The following is a 20,309-nucleotide window of genomic DNA, read 5'->3' as shown; positions in this document are numbered from 1 at the left end:
TAGCGCGGTGAAAAATATTTGCTAATGGATCTCACCGTCAAGGCAGGCGCCCCGGCTACGGTTAAGCTGAGCGCGGCGTCTTCCTCGTTGGTTGCGGACGGGCAGGCCACCGACACCATTACAGCGACGGTTGTGGACGCCAACGGCAATACGGTGGCGAACTTCAATGGTTCGGCCAAGGTTATCATTCCGACCGCAGGCGGTACATGGACCAATGGGACGCCAAACGGCACCAACGACTGGGTGTGGGTCAACTTCACCAATGGTGTGGGAACGGCTACCTTGGACGCTCCCGCCAACAACCCGAACACCACGGAAACGATTAACTCGGCGGAGCTCATGTCGGGAGCGAACGGTACAGGCGCAGCGGTTTCGCCCATTGCCTATGGCAACACCGACCTGTCGTATGGTACACCCAGCGCAACCAGTATTAGCCTGACGCCCACGTTGGCGAACGTCAGCAACAACAGTGCGACGGAAGACCCGGTGTCGGTTAGTATCAACGACCAGGCCGACCAGGCGATGACCACTGGCTCGCCGGTCTATGTCACGTTTACGATCACCGGACCCGGATCATTCGTGGATGGCAGCAGTGAGACAACGCTGAGCCGGTACGTCACGCCGGGCTCGAACTACACGTTGCCGGTGTACTCGGTGCAGGGCGTGTCGGGCACCATTCAGGTGTCGGCCTCGGCGGCCGGGTTGACCTCCATGCCCATTAGCATTGGCAGTGTCGAAACCACCCCGGCTTCGGCGTTCAAGCTGACCAGCCAACAAGAGACGTTGAGTTCCAGCATGGTTGTCGACGGCACCACGTTGCCGGCGGGCACCACCTACACGGTGTACACCGCGCAGACCGTGGACGCCAATGGGATTCCCGTCGCGGCTCAGGACAACCTGACGTTGTCGGACAGCACCACGGCCAACGGCGGCACGGAGGCGTTGTACTACTACAACTATTCGGCGGCCAATGGTGTAGGGAACCAAATTACGGGTGGTGCCTTGCAGACCTCGGCCACTACAGGTCAGGCCCAATTCGCGGTGTTCAACACCAGCGCGATGAGCAGCCCGGCAACCATCACGGTTGACGACACGACCACCAACACCAGTGAGACGGCCGCCTATGCCTTCCAGGTAGGGTCCGCCACGCAGGTGCAGTTCACCAATGCCGAGGCTTCGCAAAGCGTGGAAGCTGGCAAGACCATTACCTACTCCGTCCAGTTGGCGGATGCGGCGGGCAACCCCGTCAGCCAGGCCAACGTACCGGTCGACTTCTACTTCAACGGAAATGGCGCCGGAGCGACCATCGATGGGGGCAGCTACTGGGCTGGCAGCAACCCGTACGTGGTCGACACCAACGCCTCGGGTGTCGCGAGTGTGACCGTGTCGGTGCCGAGCGGGGCGTCGGGCACATTCAAGTTGGATGCGTCGTACAACAGCCAGGCCACGGCGGCCGAGGAAACGAACACGGTGGTCCAGGCCGGTACCTACGCAAGCGCAATTGGCTTGAACAGCTTGGCCGGAGCGACGGCTGGGAACTACCCGACGGCGGCCGACAACCTGTCGTTGCCCACAAGCATTACTTCGGGTCAGACGTTAGCGGGAACGATGGGTGTGGCGGATGTGTACGCCTACGCGTTGAACTCCATCGGCGAAGTGGCGAACGCGGGTGACACCTTGCAAGTCAGCACCAGCAACAGCAATGTGCTGAGCATCACGGGAGCCACCAACGGGGCCGCCACGTTTACGGCCGGGGGCGCTCTGCCGACGATTAGAGCCGAGGAAGCGGGTTCTGCGACCTTGACCATTACCGACCTGTCGAACCCCTCCGCCCCGAGTGTGACGACAACCATCGGCGTGACGGGTGGTACGACCCCGACGCAGATCAGCACGTTGAACCCGGCCGGTGAACTGAACACCGCTTACACCTTCAGCACGTCGGGTGTGGTCGGACCGTTCACGATCGAGACGACCGATGCCGGTGGAAACGTTGTGCCGAACAACGCTCCCGTGGGTCTAACGGCGCAGCAGGTCTTGGCAGCCATTGGCGTGACCGGTGCAACCGGTATCCGGACCAGTGCGGGCGGTTCGGATGTCTCGAACATCACCATCGGTGCCAACCAAGGGGCCGTCCAAGTGTGGGTTGATGGCGCGACTAGTGGCAACGCGACCGTTCCGACGGAGCCGCTTCTGAGCTCGTTGACTCCGGCGTTGGAATCCGCAACCGGTTCTGGTTCCTCGGTGTCGCTGACGTTTGACAGCGCCATCAAGAGTGCCACTACTGCCGACTTCACGGTCTCGGGTGACACGGTCACCAAGGACTCGGTGAACGGGCAAACGGTTACGTTGACGTTGGGTTCGGCCCTGCCGGTTGGCGCCACGGTGAGCTTGGCCGCTGGTGCGGTAACGACGGGCTATAGCGCGTCGAACGGTGCCATCTCGAACTTCGCCATTAACGGCGCGCCGACGTCGTCGGGCGTTAGTGCATCTGGGTCTATGACTACTGACGGAGTGGCTGCGGTGTCGGGTACACCAGCTGTGGAGACCATTGCGGTTACGGGCACTGAGTCTGGGACCACCGCTTACACGGTAACTGTGGACGGGACAAACGTCTCGGTGACACCGTCAGCCAGTGGAGAGTCGGATTCGACGGCGGCTGCGGACATCGCGTCGGCACTTAGCAGTAATAGCACTGTTGCCGGCAAGTACAGTGTTGCTTCGAGCGGGTCCGACGTGACGTTGACTCAAAAGACAGCGTCCAACACCCAACCGAGTGTGACGTCAAGTGGTGCGTCGGCTGACGGACTTACTTTGACGCCGACATTAACGACCACGGGCGTTGCAGCCGTTTCTGGGACCGATGGGGTGTACACCTTGACGGTCAATTCTGGTGCGACCGCTACGGGTTCGCTAACAGTAACGGTGAAGTCCGGTAGTAACACGTTGGCTACTAAAACTGTCAATGTGACTGCCGGTGACTCGGCCGCCACGGTCGCGGGGGACATCGTTTCTGCGCTGAGCGGAAGCGTGTCGGGTTGGACAGTCGCCCAGGGAACTGGGAGTAACACCAACACCGTAACCCTGACTCAGAACACGGCTTCTGCCGCGACACTGAGCGTGACAGTGACTGGTTAACGAAGAACCGCATGTGTGGAACCGCCCTTCGGGGCGGTTCTCGCGTTTTGCGCTCAGCTGAGTTTCTCAATCGCCGCCCGCATCTCTTTCCCGGCAATGCCCACATACCGGGCCGTGGTCTGGATATTCGCGTGACCCATGAGTCCTTCACGGTGAGGTTCACCTGCGCCAAGTCCAACCGGGTGGCAAAGGTGGCGCGGAACATGTGGGGATACACCCGGCGTTGAATGCCCGCCCGGCGCGCATACAGCCGGACCTTGTCCCGGATGGTGCAGGGATGGAGCGGACGCCCAAGCTCGGACAAGAACAGATTCGGGGGTGAGGTCGGCTGCACAAAGGCCGGGCGTACCTCCTTAATATAGGCTTGTAGTTGCTGGGACCGGACCTCCGTCAATGGAATCGTCCGGTCCTTGTCCTTCTTGCCATGGCGGATCATGAGGAGCTGCTGGTCCAAGCGGATGTCCGGCAGGGCCAGCGAGATGATCTCGCTGAGCCGCAAGCCGGTATCCAACAGCAGTTGGAAAAACAAGCGGTCGCGGAGTTGCGCCGGGGTTAAGCCGGGTATGGCGTTTAAGAAGTGTTGCCTCCTCCTGCGTGAGCGGGTCCGCCCGACGTTCCGTCACCCGGGGCCCTTGCAGCTTCATGCTCCAGTCATCGGGCAAGACCTCCTCGTCGTGGAGAAAGCGAATCAATCCACGCAACGCAATGACATACCCCTTCAAGGTCTTGGGGCGGAGGCCGCGTTTCGCCAAGGTCGCCATAAAGGCCCGGCACTGGGACAGGGTCAGCGCGTCTTCGACCGTCCACGTGGAGGCCTCTGGGTGTTGGCTACTTAAAAAGGTTTGGAAGGTCTGCAAGCAGCCGGTTTGATTGCGCACCGTATAAGGACCGCGGCGCACGGTCAGGTCGTTCAGGTAGTAGGTGATGGCTTCGGGATAACAGCATTGGCGGTGCCCTTTCCGGGTCCAAGGCTTGTACCATGGTCGGCAGTTCTCCGTGTTGCGGGTTGACCCTTATTATTCGCGGGTGGCGTAGGCGGGAGCTGGCCGTTCGCCACCCGCGAATCCTGGTTTGGGTCTGCCATCGACGGACCGAATAGGCGCCCAGTGGCATCCCTGTTCCACCCACGCGAGCCAACGCGGGAGGACGTTTGGGTCCGTGGGATTGCGGCGGATGTGCCAGCTCCAGAGCTGCTCTCGCGTCAATGGGGGCCTGGTGCGCTTCGGCCTTGATTGCGGTGGCGTTCCCGTCGCTGCGGTCATGCGGTCGGTATCCCCCATGCTGCGGTAAGCATTTGGTCCACCATGTCCCAGCCGAGGTCCAGGATGAGCTGGACGGCGTGCCGCTGCTGTGCGTCCGTCCATCGGGGGTGGCGATGTGCCAAGGCGGTCTGGAGGGGCGTGGGCGATAAGTCAGGTTGGCATCCTCGTATATCTGCCAAGGGGGCGCGCACCGCCGGCAATCGACGGGGTTTGGTCATCCGGTCGATGGCGGTGAGTACGAGCTGGGCGGCCTGGTCACAGGCGATGATTGCCACGTCTGAGCGGCGGGGGTCGTGGACAAAGCGGGGGTACCACGCCCCAATGTAGGCGGTAATGGTCTCGGTCGTGATCGGAACAGGTTTCATGCTGTGATCTCCTCCTTGAGTGGGTATGAGTTGTCTTGGCGTTAGACCAGCGGGGGTAGGCGGTCAATGGCTTCCCGCATTTCGCGGCCCGCCACACCGACGTAGTGGGCCGTGGTTTTGATATCGCTGTGCCCCATCAGTTCCTGAATGACGGTCACGTTCGTTCCGGCTTGGTCCAATCGCGTGGCAAACGTGGCCCGGAGTTTGTGGGGGTGGAGCCGTCGCCCTTCGAGACCGGCCAATCGCGCATAGTAACGCAGGCGGTCGCGGAGGCTGGTCGCCGCCATGGTTTGGCCCGTTTGGGCGAGCCAGACGGTGGGGGGAGAGGTTCGCCGCACCAAGGCTGGGCGGATCGTATCCAGGTATTGCTGTAAGGCCGCTGCCATGGCGGCACTCAGCGGCACGACCCTGTCCTTGTCGTTTTTGCCATGGCGCACCACCAGAGCCGGTAGGTCCAGACGGCAATCCGCGACCGTGAGGTGGAGCATCTCCGAAATTCGGAGACCGGTTTCCAGAAACAATCGAAAGAGCACGCGGTCGCGTTGGCCGGCCAAGGTGTAGGGCGGGATAGCGACTAGCAGGCGACGCGCTTCGTCGGCCGCGAGGGGATCGGCGCGCCGCTCGACAATCTTTGGCCCGCGCAAGCGGGGAAGCCATCCGGTGTCGGTCAACTGCCCTTCGTCGGTGAGGTACCGGATGAGCCCCTTGATCGGTGCGACGGCCTTTTGAATGGTCTTCGGTTTGAGGCCCCGTTCCGCCATGCTGGCGAGATAGGCCCGGCAAATCGGATAAATCAAGTGCTCAATCGTTGCCTCTCCGTATTGGACGGTTAGCCACCGGATGAAGTAGTCCAGGTTCGTGCCATATCCACTGATAGTGAGCGACGACCGCCCCACCTCTAGTTGGAGATAGGTGAGGTACTGGGTGACCCAAAAACCTAGATCGAGGGCGGGCGCCCGGGTCGGCGCTACGACCGCGTTCATGAGAGCCTCCGACGAGTTGCGGGAGGCGGCGTGAGCCGCAGTTGCAGCCCGTGGTGCTTCAACGGATGGTCTCCGGTCCCCAGACGGCGCAACTTTTGCCATGCCCAGCTCCACTGAGGCGTCAGGACAAGCCGCAATCGGACCGCTTCCTGCTCGGCCGGTTTCAATTGCTGCCACCAATCGGCCGCGAGGGCTTCGGGCTCCGCAGCGTTCACCAGGGCGACCGCGACGGCGAGAATGAGCGCTTGGGCTTCCGATAGGCCCACGGCGCCGGTTTCACCGGGGGTGAACGTGGTCACCTCCGTCATGAGAGCGTCCGGCGGGCAGTCTAAGAGCCGGGCCAATCGTTGGACATTGCCCCACGATGGGCGGTGTCGGCCGTTGATCCACCCCGAGACACTGGTCACGGGCGTATTGAGGGCTCGAGCACAGCTCGCCACACTGAGGTGTTTGTCGGTGAGATGTTGGCGTAAGGCGTGCGGATCGAAGGTTTTCATGGAATCGGTCTCCTTTGTGTGTTGGTCGTTGGGATGTTCGCGTTGTCGCTGGGTGGTGCTCGGCTGTCGGTCATGGGCGTGTCCTCCTCGGTCTTTCTTGTGGGGTCGTGATTGGAGTCTGGTCTTGCTGCTTATGTGTTTGCCTTGGGTTTTTTCTTGCGTTGCCTCTTCTTTTTCTTCTTCCTTTTCCTGTGATTGGTTGGTTTTTTTCTTGGTGTTCTGTCTCAGTTCTCTGGCTTGTTCTTTTTTGATGGGCTTGAATTTTGTTCCGTTATTGTGATCTCGTTCTTCTTGGGGTCCCGCCCCCGGAACTCAGCTGTTTGATGCTGAGTCGAGGAAGGGGTTTCGGGACGCCCCGGGGCCGAAACCCCTTCCTCGACGGGGGCGGGACCCGGTTCCCATTGCCGTGCCGTCATACGGCAATTTCCTTGGGGCACACGGCAGTTAGGTTTGTATTTGTGGCAATCCGCCGCGGGCAACCGGCAATCCTAAGTCCGCGAGACGTTGCGTTGATCGGGTGCCGTCTGCCGCCAACAGACGGGTGGTCCCCGGCGATTCGGTGGTCAATTCATCCGCAAACAGAAACGCCAAGTGGTCTGGTCGAATGCCGCTGCGCTGGGCGAGGGCACTCAGACCCAGCCCGCCGTGGCGACTCCGGTCGCCGTGGGGGCGGGTCGGTCCCGGATCGCGCCAAATCACCGTCAGCATCAACGGGGGGAGAGCGAAGTGCGCTTGATAGGTGTGGTTTGCCAGCACCTTGGCCAACCGCTGCAGCTTGCCCCAGTACTTGTCGCGGTCGTTGAATCGTTCATATTCCACGAGGATGGGCCGCCGCGTGTAGGTGCGGTCCATGACCAGCAGGTCCGGGGCCAGCACGACGGCCCCACCGGCGGCAGGAAATCTCCGCCAGGCCCGGCGGGTCCCTAGAATGCCAGGATTAACAATCCACGGGTCGGCGTCGACGTCTTGCCATGTGCGGGAGAGCGCAATCGCGAGGTCAACCAGCTCCAGATCGTGCAAGAATCGCGGAATGGCGTACAAGGGCCACGGGGCTTCCCAGTCCGGCCAGACATGATCCGAGTTCCAACTCCGCGTCCACTGGCGGACCTGGGCGTCCCCGGCGGGGGTGAGCGCCCACACCCGGGGATAGCGGCCCTGCCCGCGCAAGGCTTGGGATAGTACGCCCGTATATTGGATCCAGCCTGCCGTCCACAACTTCTGAAGCCGGTTGCGGCCCTGCCGTTCTTGAATGGAGGGCCATGCGAGCTGCTTGAGCTGGGGCGTGTTGCAATAGCGATATTCGGCCAGGACCCACAGGGCCTGCATTGCCCAGATGGGCACCGGTCCCGTCCACGGCTCGGGCGGGTTCACGGATCGCCACGGCGTGGCCTCCCATTCGAGTCGACGAATCATTAGAACTCCACCTCCTTGGCGACCGTCACGGCTTTTTCAGCGTCCGTCATCGTGTTGCGTCCGCGATGATGATAGGCCCACTCGGCACGATACCCGTCCTCTGCGATAGTCTTGGCGAGAAACGGCGGTTGCGGGATGCCGTCTTGCTTGAGGGCAGCGACGCAGTGATGGATGGGCAGTTGGGCAAAATCCCGCGGGTCGAACAAATACACGGCCTGGTTCGTTTGTTCGCGGTTGAACTGGTTGAGAAACGTCCGCATTGACGCCTTGGCGAAGCGATCGGCATCCTCCGGGTCTCGCGTTTGGAATAAGAAGTTCTGTTGGCACAGATCCCAAAGGGCTTCGCGCAAGGCCGGGTCCGGGATTTGCTTCAGGAATTGGAGCGCCACCGTGCTCTGGGCGCCGAAGGCACGGCCTTCGGCCAGCAGCCGTTGATACGAGGGTGTCAGATAGTTGGCGGCTTCATCGGCGATTATGGAGACCGGCACCCGTTCCCCCAACGACTGTTGGCCTTGATGCAGGATGGCGTGCCAGAGACTGGCCACCAGTAGCGCGGCCAGCAGATTCGCTCCGGCTTCCGTCACGGTGTGCTTGCTCAGGTCCGCGATTAGCACCCCTTTTTGTGCGATGACCGTATCCAATTGGAGGACCTGCGGTCGTTCGGCGATGGTACGCCGGATGGCCCGAATCGACAGAAACTGGTTAAGTTTGTTGAGAATCGGTGACAGGGAACTCGCCGTAAAGCGGGGATCGGCCGTCTGTTGCTGGGCAAACGTCTGGGTCCAATAGGCTTTGACAAACGGATCCTGAATCCCATCGATCGCGGCGTCACGCGCCTCACTATCGGTTAGGATCCGGTACACGTCCATGAGGGTGGGGGTGCCCGTCGGGCGGTGCAAGGCCGCCAAAATGGCATTGCTGAAGTACTCGGCCGATTTGTTCCCGACGGCTTCGGCGCCAAAGATCTGCCGGAACGTGTCGACGAGGTCTAGCGCAATGAGGTCGGCGGCGCCGGGATCGGCTAAGGGATTGAGGCCCCAACAATTGTCCGGATCTCCGGGTGCAAAATAGGTCACCCGCCGATCCGGAGGACACGCTCCCAAGGCCCAATGAGCCAAATCGCCTTTCGTGTCGATGAGGACGACCATCTTGTCTGGGCGCTGGATGTCGGCCAAAAAAGCCCGCTGTAAAATCGTGCTCTTGCCGCTCCCCTGGGTCCCGATGGCGAGAATGTTATACCGCCGATCGCTCTCGGCGATCCCGATGCGGCGGTCTGGCTCGTCTGCGCCCGTGACCAACGCGTCGGTGGGGGTGGCATCCGGCAGAGTCGCCGGCACGGGTTGCCGGCGGACGGGATGACGGTTGAGGGATGCGGTGCGGAGACGTCCTGAGGGGAGGGCCAGCACACTCGCGAGACTAATGGCGGATAAGATCATCCAGCCAAAAAGCCCCACCGACGGGAGATAGGCTGCAAACCACCGACGCCACAATCCTTTGAACAGCCATACCGTGTGAGCCCGGAACGCATTTTGACCCGCCGCTTGCGCCATGCCGCCGACAGCCGCCTGAGCCAGTTCGCGGCTGCTGGTGGCCATCCGCAGTTCGACCCGGAACCACCCGTGCCCCGCCGCTTCGATGGCGGCGGCAGCTTCTTTAGCGGCGGCGGTTCCCGCCGCACCGGTGCCGGTGGTGCCCCAATCGCGCGCATTGGCATACGCCTCGCGGCGTCGAATAACCTTTTTGATCGGGCGGGGCGGCCAGGGCACGAGAACCGCTTGCCAGATACCTACACCGGGGGTGCGGTCCCATGCGGAGATGACGGATTCCATCGCATGAACCGTGTAATCTCGCTGTGAGCGCAAGGGCAAATCCCACCCGCTCCGAAGGCTGAGTTGTGTACTGTGGCTCATCATGGCTGTGGGCGCACAACGATCGGTCGGAACGACACGAACGTGTGGGTACGTGGATTGCATGATTCCCGTGACCGTCTCAACCCAGCGAGTCGGTAGGGTCACGGCGATCGTCATCGGCTGGGTGGCCGCCATACGCTCCAGGCTGAACGTGACAGCGGGTGTGCCCCATAGCCATCCTAGGTACCGAGGCCGCAACGCGTCGGCCACACTATCCCAGAGTCCAGTGACCTGAACCGGATCGGCCACGTCGTCGGGGCCTTGCTGGATATGGAGATGCGTCATAGCACGGCCGCGCTGACGGCGTCCGGATAACCGGATCCAAGCCCATGCCGTGGGCAGGCCAACGAGCCCAAGGAATACCAGCGCATCGATCCACCAAGGAAGATGCATTATCCCTTGCCGAACGCGATGTTCCAGTCGGAATAGACCACCATGGCGAAACCAGGTAAGTGCGGCGCTGGTCGCCCCGATTGCGATGAAGAGATAGATCCAGACCTCGCTGGTGGACGAGGATGACTGCGGAGACGATGAATTCATTGGATGACCTCCTGTCGTGGCGGGGGCGCAAGAAAGGTTGACAACACCCCGGGGGAATCAGAAACCCAAAAGCAGCGCGACGTACAGCGGTAACAGTGGCGGATGGGGTCATGGACGATGGCGCGTCCGCATTGGGCGCAGCGGCCGACAACGGGGGTCGGGGCTGCCACCCACTGCCAATCGCCCGTGGCCGTCAGGGCAATACGGGCGGTGAATGACGAACCTGACCGCCGTTCGATCCGGGCGGGGGCGGTGCCCCCGCCAGCAACCAATACTGGGAAGATGTCGGGGCTGATGACAATGTTGGCCAGACGTGCCTTCACGATCCATCCGCACGCCTGGCAAACATACCTTAGCTGGGAGCAATCCCACAGAATGGTCTCGGCCGCTCCGCACAGGAGACAGGGGCAGGCCAGCGGCATCAACGGGGGTGTCATCATCATCACGTCCTTTCGTCTTGGAGATGGTGCTGTGCCCAGCGGACTAAGCGGTCCGGGGGCCCCAATGTCTTCCGGGGGTCCGCGTGTATCAAGGCCGTCATGATGGCCGATTCCGCAATCCCCGCCAGCAACGCGGCTTTGACCGCTCCTGCCCGGGGGCCACGATGGGCGGACCGAAGCCCCGGAAAACGGCGGTAGAGGAGTGCCAGTTCACTCGGTGACACGGCCGCCGACGAAATCGTGGGGGTGACCGCATAACGGCCGATGCTGGCCACGACTTTGCGCATCTCGGAGTGACTTAAGGGCGGGTGGTTGCGGGAATTCCACAAATCGAGCCACTGACGGATCTCGTCAACCGAAAGACCGTAGGCGCGTAAGTGCCCCGCGATTCGAATGGCGACAGTGTTGCGCGTTCCACGGCCGACGCCGGAGAGCATGTCGGTCAGTTCCTCTGGGGTGATGCGAGCGTTCTCGCTAGGTGGAGTCTCTGGCTCGTCCCACCACGGTGCAAGTGCCGAGCGCACCTCCTGCCAGGAGTAACGATCCCCACCAACGCGCATAATGCGAATGGGGCGTGGCGGCCGATAGCGGTAGTTCCGTCCTCCGGGGATGCGGAACAGGCGTGTGGGGTCTCCCGCTTCGTGGGCCGCCTGCCGAGCCGCCTGCGGGTTGGCAATGAGGGCACGATAGAGGGCGCGCACGGCCTGCCGAAAGTCGTCAACGGTAATTTCACGTTCTAGTCGCCAGTAGGCGTGGAGCCCGCGCCCCGATGCGACAATAGCAGTGGGATCGATGCCCAAGTCGTCGATTAGCTCCCATGTGATGTCGGTGACGTCATCCAGGTCTGCATACAGAATGATTGGCAGGGTATCACGGACGTTCTTTGTGCGTCGAGGCAACACGCCGTGATGGGCATCCTCGAGAGTTAACTCCCGGTCGCCTTCGAACGAGGAGAGGAGAGACACCACCCTGTCGGCGTCGTGTGCAGATAACCAAGTCTTCAAAGGTATGAAATGTCGGTCTCCGTTGGGTGTCGGGGCATTTTTGCGCGCTGGCCACGCCAGCAATAAATAGGCGTCGTCGATGTCCCCGTATAGGGCTTCCCACATAAGCTGTTCTCGGTCGTCCATGGTGGCGTTTCTCCTCTCTTTTTTTCACAAATCAATAGCGCCCTTACGGAAGTCCCTGAATTGGTGGGGTTTGTGACTTGTTTTGGCGTCATTTTTGACGTAGGAGCGCCAAAAATGACACGACGTTGTCCATCGTTGATTTCCGGGGATCTGCGCGTACCTGCTGGTAAAAAGCAATCGCGTTGGCTCTCAGGGAAGTGTCACCACGCCAAGCTAGTTGGGGATTCACCAAAAAGTGACTAACGCTCCTGAACGATAGCGTTGCCCAAATGTTCAATTCGTCTGCGGCCTTAAGGTCCCGTCGAAGGCTGGATGCGCTACGTTGAAGGTCGGCGGCTAACGTGTCAGGAGTGGCCAATTGTGGAGTCGGTGAGTGATGCGATATAGGCCGGGCGCCAACAAGATTTGTGCCCATGACTAAGTGAGTTACGGCCCAAAGGACCAACCGCGATACGGAGGGGGGAGCCTCCGTCAGGATGTCGTTTAAGAAATCGGGAGCAAAGCCTAGAAAGTAGCGGTCAGCTATACGCCCTCCGCGCTTCTTCTGTAGTGATTCCCCGGGCTCCAGGTGGACGAACGGCTGGACGTGCTGCGCGAAGGAGGCGGCTTCGACAATGTCAATTGATGTGGATGTGGGCACCTTTTCATCTCCAGTGCGACATAGTGCGACAATACTCGTCGGCGTTCAGTATACTATTTGGTGCGACGTAGTGCAACTTAGTTTTTGAAATGTGTGGTCTCTTGTCGGCAATGGGATACAATGGGGAAAACTATGATTGGAGAGAGCGCATTGAATCCCGACATCGCCCCGAGCTTTGGCGCGTGGTTGCAAATTACCCGAGAAGGCCGTGGGTGGACCATTTCGGAGCTGGCAGACCGGGCGCAGTTGCCAAGGTCCACCCTGGCCACACTCGAGTCGCGTGCCCGTCGAAGTAGCCGACCACGCCCGGAGGTCATCCACAGCGTTGCGGCAGCAACCGGCTTGCCGGTGCTGGGGATTGCGGTGATTGCGGGATATTTCGAACGCGACATGATTGATGTGGGAACGGATGCGCTATTTGACCGGATTCAACTGGCGGCATTTCAAGGTCTTTGGTGGCAGCGGCAGGGTGGTGCGTACTTACGAGTGGTTCGCGAATCTCAAGGAGTATCCATCGACGCGGCGGCAAAGCGTTGGTCGGACTTGTGGGGTGCGTTATCCGTTACTGGTGAAGAGTGGAATGTTTTAGAGTCACAAGGATACGTCCCCGATATGTGGGAATCCATTGTACGTATGAGGAATTTGAATCGACTCCCTGGGGCATGGTTATGGGCGCTTACGCATGCGATAGGTGGGGACTTGGCAGATTTGTTGGGGTTCGCTTTTATCATGGCTAGAGTATCCGCCGTACGTTGTGAGCGACCGTGGCACGCTAAAGACGATTACGACCAATTATCGCGGGCGGTGAAAACCCATCGTCAGGCGTTCGAGGAACTTGTCTTAGGCCCCTATCGAAGCGATGTCCGGCGCGTGAAATGGACCATTCCCGACGTGAGAGAACTCGCGCGCCGGAGTACCAAGGAGGCCAGGCGAGAAGCACCGGTAAACGACGCGGAGGGGATAGCTCGAGTGGTGTGGGGATATTTGGAGGACCAACACCCTGGTATTACAAAGGTCAGACAGGATACGTTTCTAGCCCACTTGGTGAGCAAGTGGGATAACCTCTCAGGCGATGCGAAGAGCCAAATCGCGCGTATTCTCGAAGAGTCGGAAAAGTAGTAGGAGTTGTCTGGTATCAATCTCAAATGTGTTGTTGCATTTCGATGAACTCGTGGCCTTCATCGAAATACGACGTTTGATTTGCGGTCACATCGGGATCGTTGCCGCAGTCTTTTCAGGTTCATTCGCGCTTGGTTTTGGGTTGCAAGGGTTGGCCGTATTATCAAACGCGAACTCCAGAAATTCGGATGGATTTCGGCCGTTTTGTCGGCTTACACCCTTGGCATAAGGCTTTGACACGGTTGGGCGCAAGACCGCGCATGAAACATGAAATAAGTTATGACAAGGCGAAGCAGTTCCATTTCGCTGGTGATGGTTATGAAATCGCCAAGTTGATGGCTAGCGACTTGCGGTGCATGCCCGTTGTCTCAAAAATGGTCGTTTTTGAGGATCGCCTTTGGACGCCGATCGTGACGCGCAAAGCCGCATGGGTTCGTTCTCAAAACTTGTCGCAAAATGTTCGTCTCATAATGGGCATGATCCATGAGTTTCGAGACAATCGACTTGAGGGGGAATGGTCATGTTCATCGGGTACGCACGGGTGTCCACCGGTGATCAAACTTTGGCTCTGCAGGAGGATGCGCTGCGCCATGCCGGATGCGAAAAAGTTTTCCGTGATGTCATGAGTGGGAGTTTGGCCGACCGCCCGGGACTAACAGAAGCGCTTGAATACGCCCGCCAGGGCGATGTATTGGTCGTATGGCGTCTGGACCGCTTGGGCCGCTCGCTGGCCCATCTGATTGAGGTTGTCGGTCAATTGCAAGACCAAGGCGTGGGCTTCCACAGCCTCCAAGAGGCGATGGACACGACTACGGCTGGCGGTCAGCTGATCTTCCATATCTTTGGCGCGTTGGCGGAATTTGAGCGCGCCTTAATTCGCGAACGAACCAACGCTGGATTGGCTTCGGCGCGGGCCAGAGGTCGCGTCGGGGGACGACCCCGGAGACTGACTCCAGAACAGGTACATATGGCCCGGCAGCTTATGACTGCGGGAGAGAGCAGTGTCGCGGAGATTGCAGAAGCGCTACGCGTGTCCCGGGCCACCCTTTATCGAGGGTTGCAAGGGCGAGCGTAAATGTGCGCTGGCACTTAGTCGCTGGTGAAGCCGGGAGCCGGGCCGATCCATTTGTCTCGTAGTGGTTCCGAATGGACGCCTCTGGTAAAGTATCCTTGGTGATTAAATGGGATACTTTAACGTGTGGCGGACTCCGCTGGACATCCCGGACTCATTTGTTGTCTTTCATGGGACGTCCGATATTTATCAATCATCTTTTGAGCAAAAGGGAATTCTTCCGCCGCCGAAAATGAAAAAGGTCCGGGATTTCGGTAGTGGTTTTTACACGACAACCGAGGAGAAACAGGCGCGGCGCTATGCGGCGAGAATGGCAGAACTTTTGGGTGGTCGACCGCTTTTGGTGACATGCACCGTGTCAGGAACGCGGCTCAAGGAGATTTCGCCTGCCAAGATTCTTCCAGATTACAATCGCGAGTGGTTGGATATCCTTAAACAAGGACGTTGGAGCGGCGAGCCGTTGGAGTTTCAGTGGATTTTTGGTAGATGCGGAGATGGGTTAACCGAACGCGTGGAGGAAGTCAGAAGGACCGGCGACGATGAGGCATTGTTAGCCACGATCACGCCAAAGAGAGGTACCCGAACTTATGAGCACGATCAATTTTGGTTTGGAACGGCCGAAGCAGGCACTATGTCAATAACTGTGGGATCCCTGAGGACGGTAAGAATCCCAGCAACATCTTCCGGCGATAGCGATCGCGATTGCGAAAGCCATAGCTCACGCGTTTGAGCTGTTTCATTTTCGTGTGCAACCCTTCGAGGTAGCCGTTGGTCCATCGTTCGGGTTGATCCCAATGCGCTAAGAGCGTCGGCTTCCACCGACGAATGAGGTTGGCCCAGACGCGGCCTTCGGCGTGGTCGCATGCATCCGCATTGATCAGCCAACGGGAGAGATGCTGTTCGGCATTGGCTCGGGTCGGTTGAGCCCAGAAGTCCCGGAGACTCTCTTTCAGCGCATGGAGCGCACCGAGTGCCGGGAATTGTTGTCGAATACGCGTCAGGGCCGCGGCTTGCCGCGGCGTGAGCCGTTCTTGCGCCTTGACCAACGGCCAGCGTGGGATGGCGTGGCCGGTTTCTTGTTGTTCCAACCGTCGGATGTCATCGAGCCGCCGATTTGCGTCGTGAACGACGTGAAACGGATCGACAACCACGCGCAGTTGGTCGGAGCCCCAACGTTCGAAGGCCTTACGATAGCCTGCTTTGAGGTCGCACGTGCCGACGCGCACGCGCTCCCGCGCAGACGCGGGCACGGTTTGCCACCACGCGTCCCACGTGTGGATGCGGTCGTCCGTAAGGATCGTAATCAAACGGCGCACGGGAGCCTGCATCGCGAGAGTGATGCACAAATCGGTTCCACGAAAGCTGTGCTCATCCACGCTCAGCACGATATCGCCGGGGACGTCCCACCAGTTCGGCGTTTCGAGGGGCACCACCCGGTCCACCAAGCGACGCAGGACCCCGGGCCCCACGCCCAACATTGCGGCCGTGCCGCGAAAGCTCCCGCGTTGCAAAGCCAATAGAGCGGCCGCTTGCGCGACCGGCGTCAATCTTTGCCAGGGTCGCAACTGTCCCGGACGGTCGACCACGGTGCGCCGGCAGGCGGTACAGCGCCATCGCTGCGGCGTCCACCGCAGGTGGACCCAACGCACGCCCACCCACTGGTGGCTGACTTGACGGGGTGCCAGACGGCCATGCCGATGCCACGCTCCATGTCCGCAAGGACAGGGCTCCGGTCGGTGACACACAATCTCGACAATTTTTCCGCCATTCGGTGCGTCGTCGATGTCGATGACGTCGACCCCTTGGAGTTCTAAGAGATTTAGGATAGGCTGATTCATAGGAAGCACTCCTCTGCGTTTGATGTCGCGATCACACAGATTGGATGTGCTTCCGTTCTTTTCCTTCCTCTGCGATTGTCAAGGTGCCGATCCCACAGGTTTCATCCTAGAGCCGCCGAAGCATTGACAGCAATCGAAAACCTATCATATTGTGTTTTTGAGGACGATTTACAGAAGGAGGGACGGAACTAATGGATTTCATGGATGGCATCCGAAGGGAATTCGATGATCCGGGCGTCGTGATGACGATCGGTTCGATTCGACGGGCGCTGTTTACGTTCCGAAGTCCGTCCGTTGTGGACCGCCAATTATCGGAGAATCTGTCTCAGTTGCACAAGCTGTTCGACAAGGAGCCGGAAATTCTGTACCACGACGACCCGGCCAAATTGGCCGAGTTCTTGGCAATCGGTTGGGGATGGATCAGCAAGGACGTTCTGTTCGTCGATTGATACGGATTTCGATGTATGCCCCGACCCCGACCATGGGTCGGGATTTTTGTTTTCCCCTATAAACGACATGCTTGTTACTTCACCGCAATACGGGTCCTCACGGTAGAGGACGTGGGTCGACCAAGAGCAGGAGAACCTAAGGTTAAGAGATAAAATTTATCGACAACGACGGTCGTCGACAAAAACGGCAACACCGTCACCAACTTCAACGGGTCGGCCAAGTTGATTATTCCGACCGCGGGTGGATCATTCACCGGTGGAAGCGGTAATGGCAGCAATGATTGGGTGTACGTGAACTTCACCAACGGTGTGGGGACGGTGACGCTGAACGCGCCGCAGAGTAACCCGAACACTGGCGAAACCATCACGTCGTCGGAGTTGACGTCGGGCAGCAATGGCAGTGGGACTGCAGAGTCGCCGATTTCCTACAATGACACCACGATCTCGTATGCCAACCCGACCGAGTCCAGCATTAGCTTGACGCCCACTCTTCCGGACGTTAGCAACAACACCCCGACCGAGGACGCGGTGTCTGTGGCCATCAACGACCAGGCAGGTCAACAGCTAACTAGCGGCGCTGCGCCCTACGTGACCTTCACCATCACTGGCCCGGGCTCGTTCGACAACGGTGGTACGCCCGTTACCACGTTGAGTGAGTACGTGTCGCCGACCTCCGACTTCACCTTGCCTGTGTACTCGGTGGATGGTCAGTCCGGGACGATCCAAGTGTCGGCGTCGGCAGCGGGCCTCACGTCCAAGCCGATCACCATCCAGAGCGAAGAGACCACGCCGGCTTCGCAGTTTGCGTTGACGAGCCAAACCGAGACTTTGTCTAGCTCCTTCACGGTCGACGGGAAAACGTTGCCCAAGGGTACGCAATATACGGTCTACACGGTTCAAGTTGAGGATCAAAGCGGTGCGGCAGTGGCCGCGCAAGACAACCTGACGTTGTCCGACAGCACCACCGCCAACGGTGGCACGGAGGCGTTGTACTACTACAACTACTCGGCGGCCAATGGTCCGGGAACCCCAATTACTAATGGTGCCTTGCAGACCTCGGCGAGCACGGGTCAGGCGCAATTCGCGGTGTTTAACGCCAGCGCGTTGACCTCCCCGGCGACGATCACCGTCACTGACACCACCCTGAACACCAAGGAGACGGCGACCTACAACTTCCAAGTGGGGTCCGCCACTCAAGCTCAGTTCACGAATCAAGAGTCTGCCCAGAATGTGGAGGCGGGTAAGACCGTCACCTACTCGGTCCAGTTGCAGGATGCCGCGGGTAACAACGTGAGCGAGGCCAACCAGCCCGTGAACTTCTACTTCGACGGTAATCAGGCTGGAGCCACCATCAACGGAGGAGACTACTGGTTGAGCACCAACCCCTACGTGGTATACACCAACGCGCAGGGTGTGGCGAGTGTGACGGTCTCAGTGCCCAATACGGCATCGGCGGGGAACACATTCACGCTTGACGCCTCGTACGACAGCCAAACCACTGCAGCATCCGAGACGAATACCGTCGTCAACCCGGGATCCTATGCGACCGCGATTGGGCTGAACAGTGCCACTGTAACAGGTGGGGTCGGCAATTACCCGACGGCGGCGGATAACGTGTCGTTGCCCTCGTCCATGACCTCGGGTCAGACGTTGACCCAAGCGCTGGGTCTTGCGAACGGCACGAGCATCTACGCATATCCGTTGAACTCCATTGGTGAATACGCCAACTCCAGCGACACTCTGCAGATCAGCACCAGCAACAGCAATGTCCTGAGCATCACAGGCGCCACCAACGGGGCCGAGACGTTTAATGCGGGTGCTGCATTGCCGACGGTGACCGCTGAACAGTCTGGATCGGCTACACTGACCATTACGGACTTGAGTAACCCGTCCGCGCCCGTCCTGACGCAGACCATTAACGTGACCGGTGGAACCACCCCGACCCAGATTAGCACCTTGAACCCCTCGGGCGAATTGAACACCGCGTACACCTTCACCAGTTCGGGTGTGGTGGGACCGTTCACCATTGAGACCACCGATGCCGGGGGAAACCTCGTGCCGAACAGCGCCCCCGTGGGTCTGACCGCAGCTGAGGTTGAGGCAGCGATTGGTGTCTCTGGGGTCACGGGCATTCGGACCAGTGCTAGCGGTGCCGACGTGCCATACGTCACCATCGGCGCGAACCAAGGCTCCATTCAGGTTTGGGTGGATGGCGCGACTAGTGGAAACGCCACCTCTCCAACCACACTGGCCTTAAACACCTTGGATCCTGCACTGGAATCCGCGTCCGGGTCAGGCTCCACGGTGTCGCTGACCTTCGACAGTGCGATTCAGAGCGCCGTTCAGAGCGACTTTGGGGTATCGGGTGACACCGTTACGGGGGATTCGATTAACGGCCAGACGGTGACGTTGACCTTGGGTTCGGCCCTTCCGGTTGGCGCTACGGTCAGCTTGATGGCAGGTGCGGTGACGACGGGCTATGGCGCGTCGAACGTTGCCATCTCGAACCAGGCGATCAGCGGGGCGCCGTCGTCGACCGGGGTCAGTGCCAGTGGCACGACCACGACTCCGTATGCCGCGGCCACCAGCGCGACCGCGTCGACGGACACGATCACGTACGGTAGCCCGGCTGCCGGTGCAACTGTTGATGTTAACGGCACGACCTACACTGCCGAGGCTGCGGGTTCCACCTTGGCTGCGGATCAGTTCGACAGTGAAAGCACGTTGGTATCGGCGATTAACGCAAATACCAACTCGACCAACATTAGTGCCACGTCGTCGGGCTCAACGGTTACACTGAGTGATTCGACCGGCTCCAACTCTGCCACCTTGAGTTCAAGCGATTCCACGAACTTGGCGGTTGGTTCCGCGACCTTCAGTGGCGGGACGGCGGCCACGGCTGCTACGCCGAGCGTGTACACCCTGACGGTGAGCTCGGGCGCAACGGCCACTGGCAACCTGACGGTGACCGTCATGTCCGGGGCTACCACGGTAGCGACAGTTACCCCCGTAGCTGTCTCGGCGGGCGACACTGCGGCCCAAGTGGCTGCGGCGATTGCCAATGCGTTGCAAAGCGACGCGAACGTGACCGGGACGTTCACCGTCAACTACACCGCTGGCGCGACGAGCTTGACGTTGACGCAGAACACTGCGTCCAGCGCTGCCACGAGCGTTTCGGTTAGCGGCTAATCATCAACGGAAATACAAGGACCGCCCTTCGGGGCGGTTCTCGCTTTTTGATCGCCTATAACACGGAATATTGTCCTTGTTGGGCGGGGCTCACGGGGGTTCCAGTTCCCACGCCCGATCCGGATAGGATGGCCGAGAGATAGCTCGAATTCACGTCGGGGTCGGATGCTGAGGCCCCGGGTTGCAGGGCACTGCGTTCTTCCTGGAACCCGACAAACGTGCCAGACTGGATGGCTTAAAAGGGATTAAAGTAAGCGTCAAACTGTCCCCACCTACCTTAGTTTTTTGGTTGAATCCTCTTGCTCTCGTAGATTTTTGATTCAATTC

14 protein-coding genes and 2 pseudogenes are annotated in these 20,309 nt (G+C 59.8%); 6 read left to right on the top strand and 10 right to left on the bottom strand.

The annotated features are described in order from the left end of the window. Positions 1-24 precede the first annotated feature (24 nt). Positions 25-3,135 (top strand): beta strand repeat-containing protein, encoded by a 3,111-nt coding sequence (locus HIJ39_RS11155; protein WP_169099676.1) that lies wholly within the window; start codon positions 25-27, stop codon positions 3,133-3,135. A gap of 214 nt (positions 3,136-3,349) precedes the next feature. On the opposite strand, the pseudogene HIJ39_RS25155 reads toward HIJ39_RS11155, so the two are convergent. The 9 genes and pseudogenes from HIJ39_RS25155 to HIJ39_RS11115 form a co-directional block, all read right to left on the bottom strand. Then, a pseudogene (locus HIJ39_RS25155) lies at positions 3,350-3,646 on the bottom strand (tyrosine-type recombinase/integrase); the annotation flags it as partial. A 169-nt stretch (positions 3,647-3,815) separates the two neighbouring features. Then, positions 3,816-4,049, bottom strand: a pseudogene (locus HIJ39_RS25150) (site-specific integrase); the annotation flags it as partial. Positions 4,050-4,393: 344 nt separating this feature from the next. After that, positions 4,394-4,762 (bottom strand): hypothetical protein, encoded by a 369-nt coding sequence (locus HIJ39_RS11145; RefSeq protein WP_169099672.1) that lies wholly within the window; start codon positions 4,760-4,762, stop codon positions 4,394-4,396. Positions 4,763-4,803: 41 nt separating this feature from the next. Continuing rightward, positions 4,804-5,745: a tyrosine-type recombinase/integrase gene (locus tag HIJ39_RS11140; RefSeq protein WP_169099670.1), complete on the bottom strand. Its 942-nt coding sequence runs from the start codon at positions 5,743-5,745 to the stop codon at positions 4,804-4,806. Next, positions 5,742-6,242 carry a helix-turn-helix domain-containing protein gene (locus tag HIJ39_RS11135; RefSeq protein ID WP_169099668.1) on the bottom strand — a complete coding sequence of 167 codons (501 nt, stop codon included), beginning with the start codon at positions 6,240-6,242 and terminating at the stop codon, positions 5,742-5,744. The genes HIJ39_RS11140 and HIJ39_RS11135 overlap by 4 nt, the downstream gene beginning before the upstream one ends. A 444-nt stretch (positions 6,243-6,686) precedes the next feature. Next, positions 6,687-7,655, bottom strand: coding sequence for a replication-relaxation family protein (locus tag HIJ39_RS11130; RefSeq protein ID WP_169099666.1), 969 nt, complete (start codon positions 7,653-7,655; stop codon positions 6,687-6,689). Beyond that, a complete protein-coding gene (locus tag HIJ39_RS11125) occupies positions 7,655-10,105 on the bottom strand; it encodes a type IV secretory system conjugative DNA transfer family protein (RefSeq protein WP_169099664.1) in 2,451 nt (816 codons plus the stop codon). The genes HIJ39_RS11130 and HIJ39_RS11125 overlap by 1 nt, the downstream gene beginning before the upstream one ends. Then, positions 10,102-10,428 (bottom strand): hypothetical protein, encoded by a 327-nt coding sequence (locus tag HIJ39_RS11120; protein WP_169099662.1) that lies wholly within the window; start codon positions 10,426-10,428, stop codon positions 10,102-10,104. Before HIJ39_RS11120 ends, HIJ39_RS11125 begins: the two co-directional genes overlap by 4 nt. 119 nt (positions 10,429-10,547) lie before the next feature. Continuing rightward, entirely contained in the window at positions 10,548-11,675 is a 1,128-nt protein-coding gene (locus tag HIJ39_RS11115) for a primase C-terminal domain-containing protein (RefSeq protein ID WP_169099660.1), read from the bottom strand. 772 nt (positions 11,676-12,447) lie between these two features. Here HIJ39_RS11115 and HIJ39_RS11110 point away from each other — a divergent pair. The 3 genes from HIJ39_RS11110 to HIJ39_RS25145 all read left to right on the top strand — a co-directional run bounded on the left by HIJ39_RS11110 (position 12,448) and on the right by HIJ39_RS25145 (position 15,236). After that, complete coding sequence (locus tag HIJ39_RS11110; RefSeq protein ID WP_169099658.1) at positions 12,448-13,434, top strand: helix-turn-helix domain-containing protein; 987 nt, start codon at positions 12,448-12,450, stop codon at positions 13,432-13,434. Positions 13,435-13,954: 520 nt separating this feature from the next. Continuing rightward, positions 13,955-14,509, top strand: a complete 555-nt coding sequence (locus tag HIJ39_RS11105) for a recombinase family protein (protein WP_169099656.1) — start codon at positions 13,955-13,957, stop codon at positions 14,507-14,509. Between the two features lie 106 nt (positions 14,510-14,615). Further along, entirely contained in the window at positions 14,616-15,236 is a 621-nt protein-coding gene (locus tag HIJ39_RS25145; RefSeq protein WP_420824570.1) for a DUF3990 domain-containing protein, read from the top strand. Here HIJ39_RS25145 and HIJ39_RS11095 read toward each other — a convergent pair. Next, positions 15,136-16,344, bottom strand: a complete 1,209-nt coding sequence (locus HIJ39_RS11095; protein ID WP_169099653.1) for an ISL3 family transposase — start codon at positions 16,342-16,344, stop codon at positions 15,136-15,138. The two genes, HIJ39_RS25145 and HIJ39_RS11095, sit on opposite strands and share 101 nt — an antisense overlap. A 191-nt stretch (positions 16,345-16,535) precedes the next feature. Here HIJ39_RS11095 and HIJ39_RS11090 point away from each other — a divergent pair, with 191 nt between their 5' ends. Together HIJ39_RS11090 and HIJ39_RS11085 are read left to right on the top strand one after the other, a co-directional pair. Further along, positions 16,536-16,793: a hypothetical protein gene (locus tag HIJ39_RS11090; RefSeq protein WP_169099651.1), complete on the top strand. Its 258-nt coding sequence runs from the start codon at positions 16,536-16,538 to the stop codon at positions 16,791-16,793. Between the two features lie 222 nt (positions 16,794-17,015). After that, a complete protein-coding gene (locus HIJ39_RS11085; RefSeq protein ID WP_169099649.1) occupies positions 17,016-19,982 on the top strand; it encodes a beta strand repeat-containing protein in 2,967 nt (988 codons plus the stop codon). Positions 19,983-20,309 lie beyond the last annotated feature (327 nt).

Source organism: Sulfobacillus harzensis, assembly GCF_012933365.1.
Taxonomy (GTDB): domain Bacteria; phylum Bacillota; class Sulfobacillia; order Sulfobacillales; family Sulfobacillaceae; genus Sulfobacillus_B; species Sulfobacillus_B harzensis.
The sequence above is the reverse complement of the archived record's forward strand: the minus strand, read 5'-3'. Positions and strand labels throughout refer to the sequence as shown.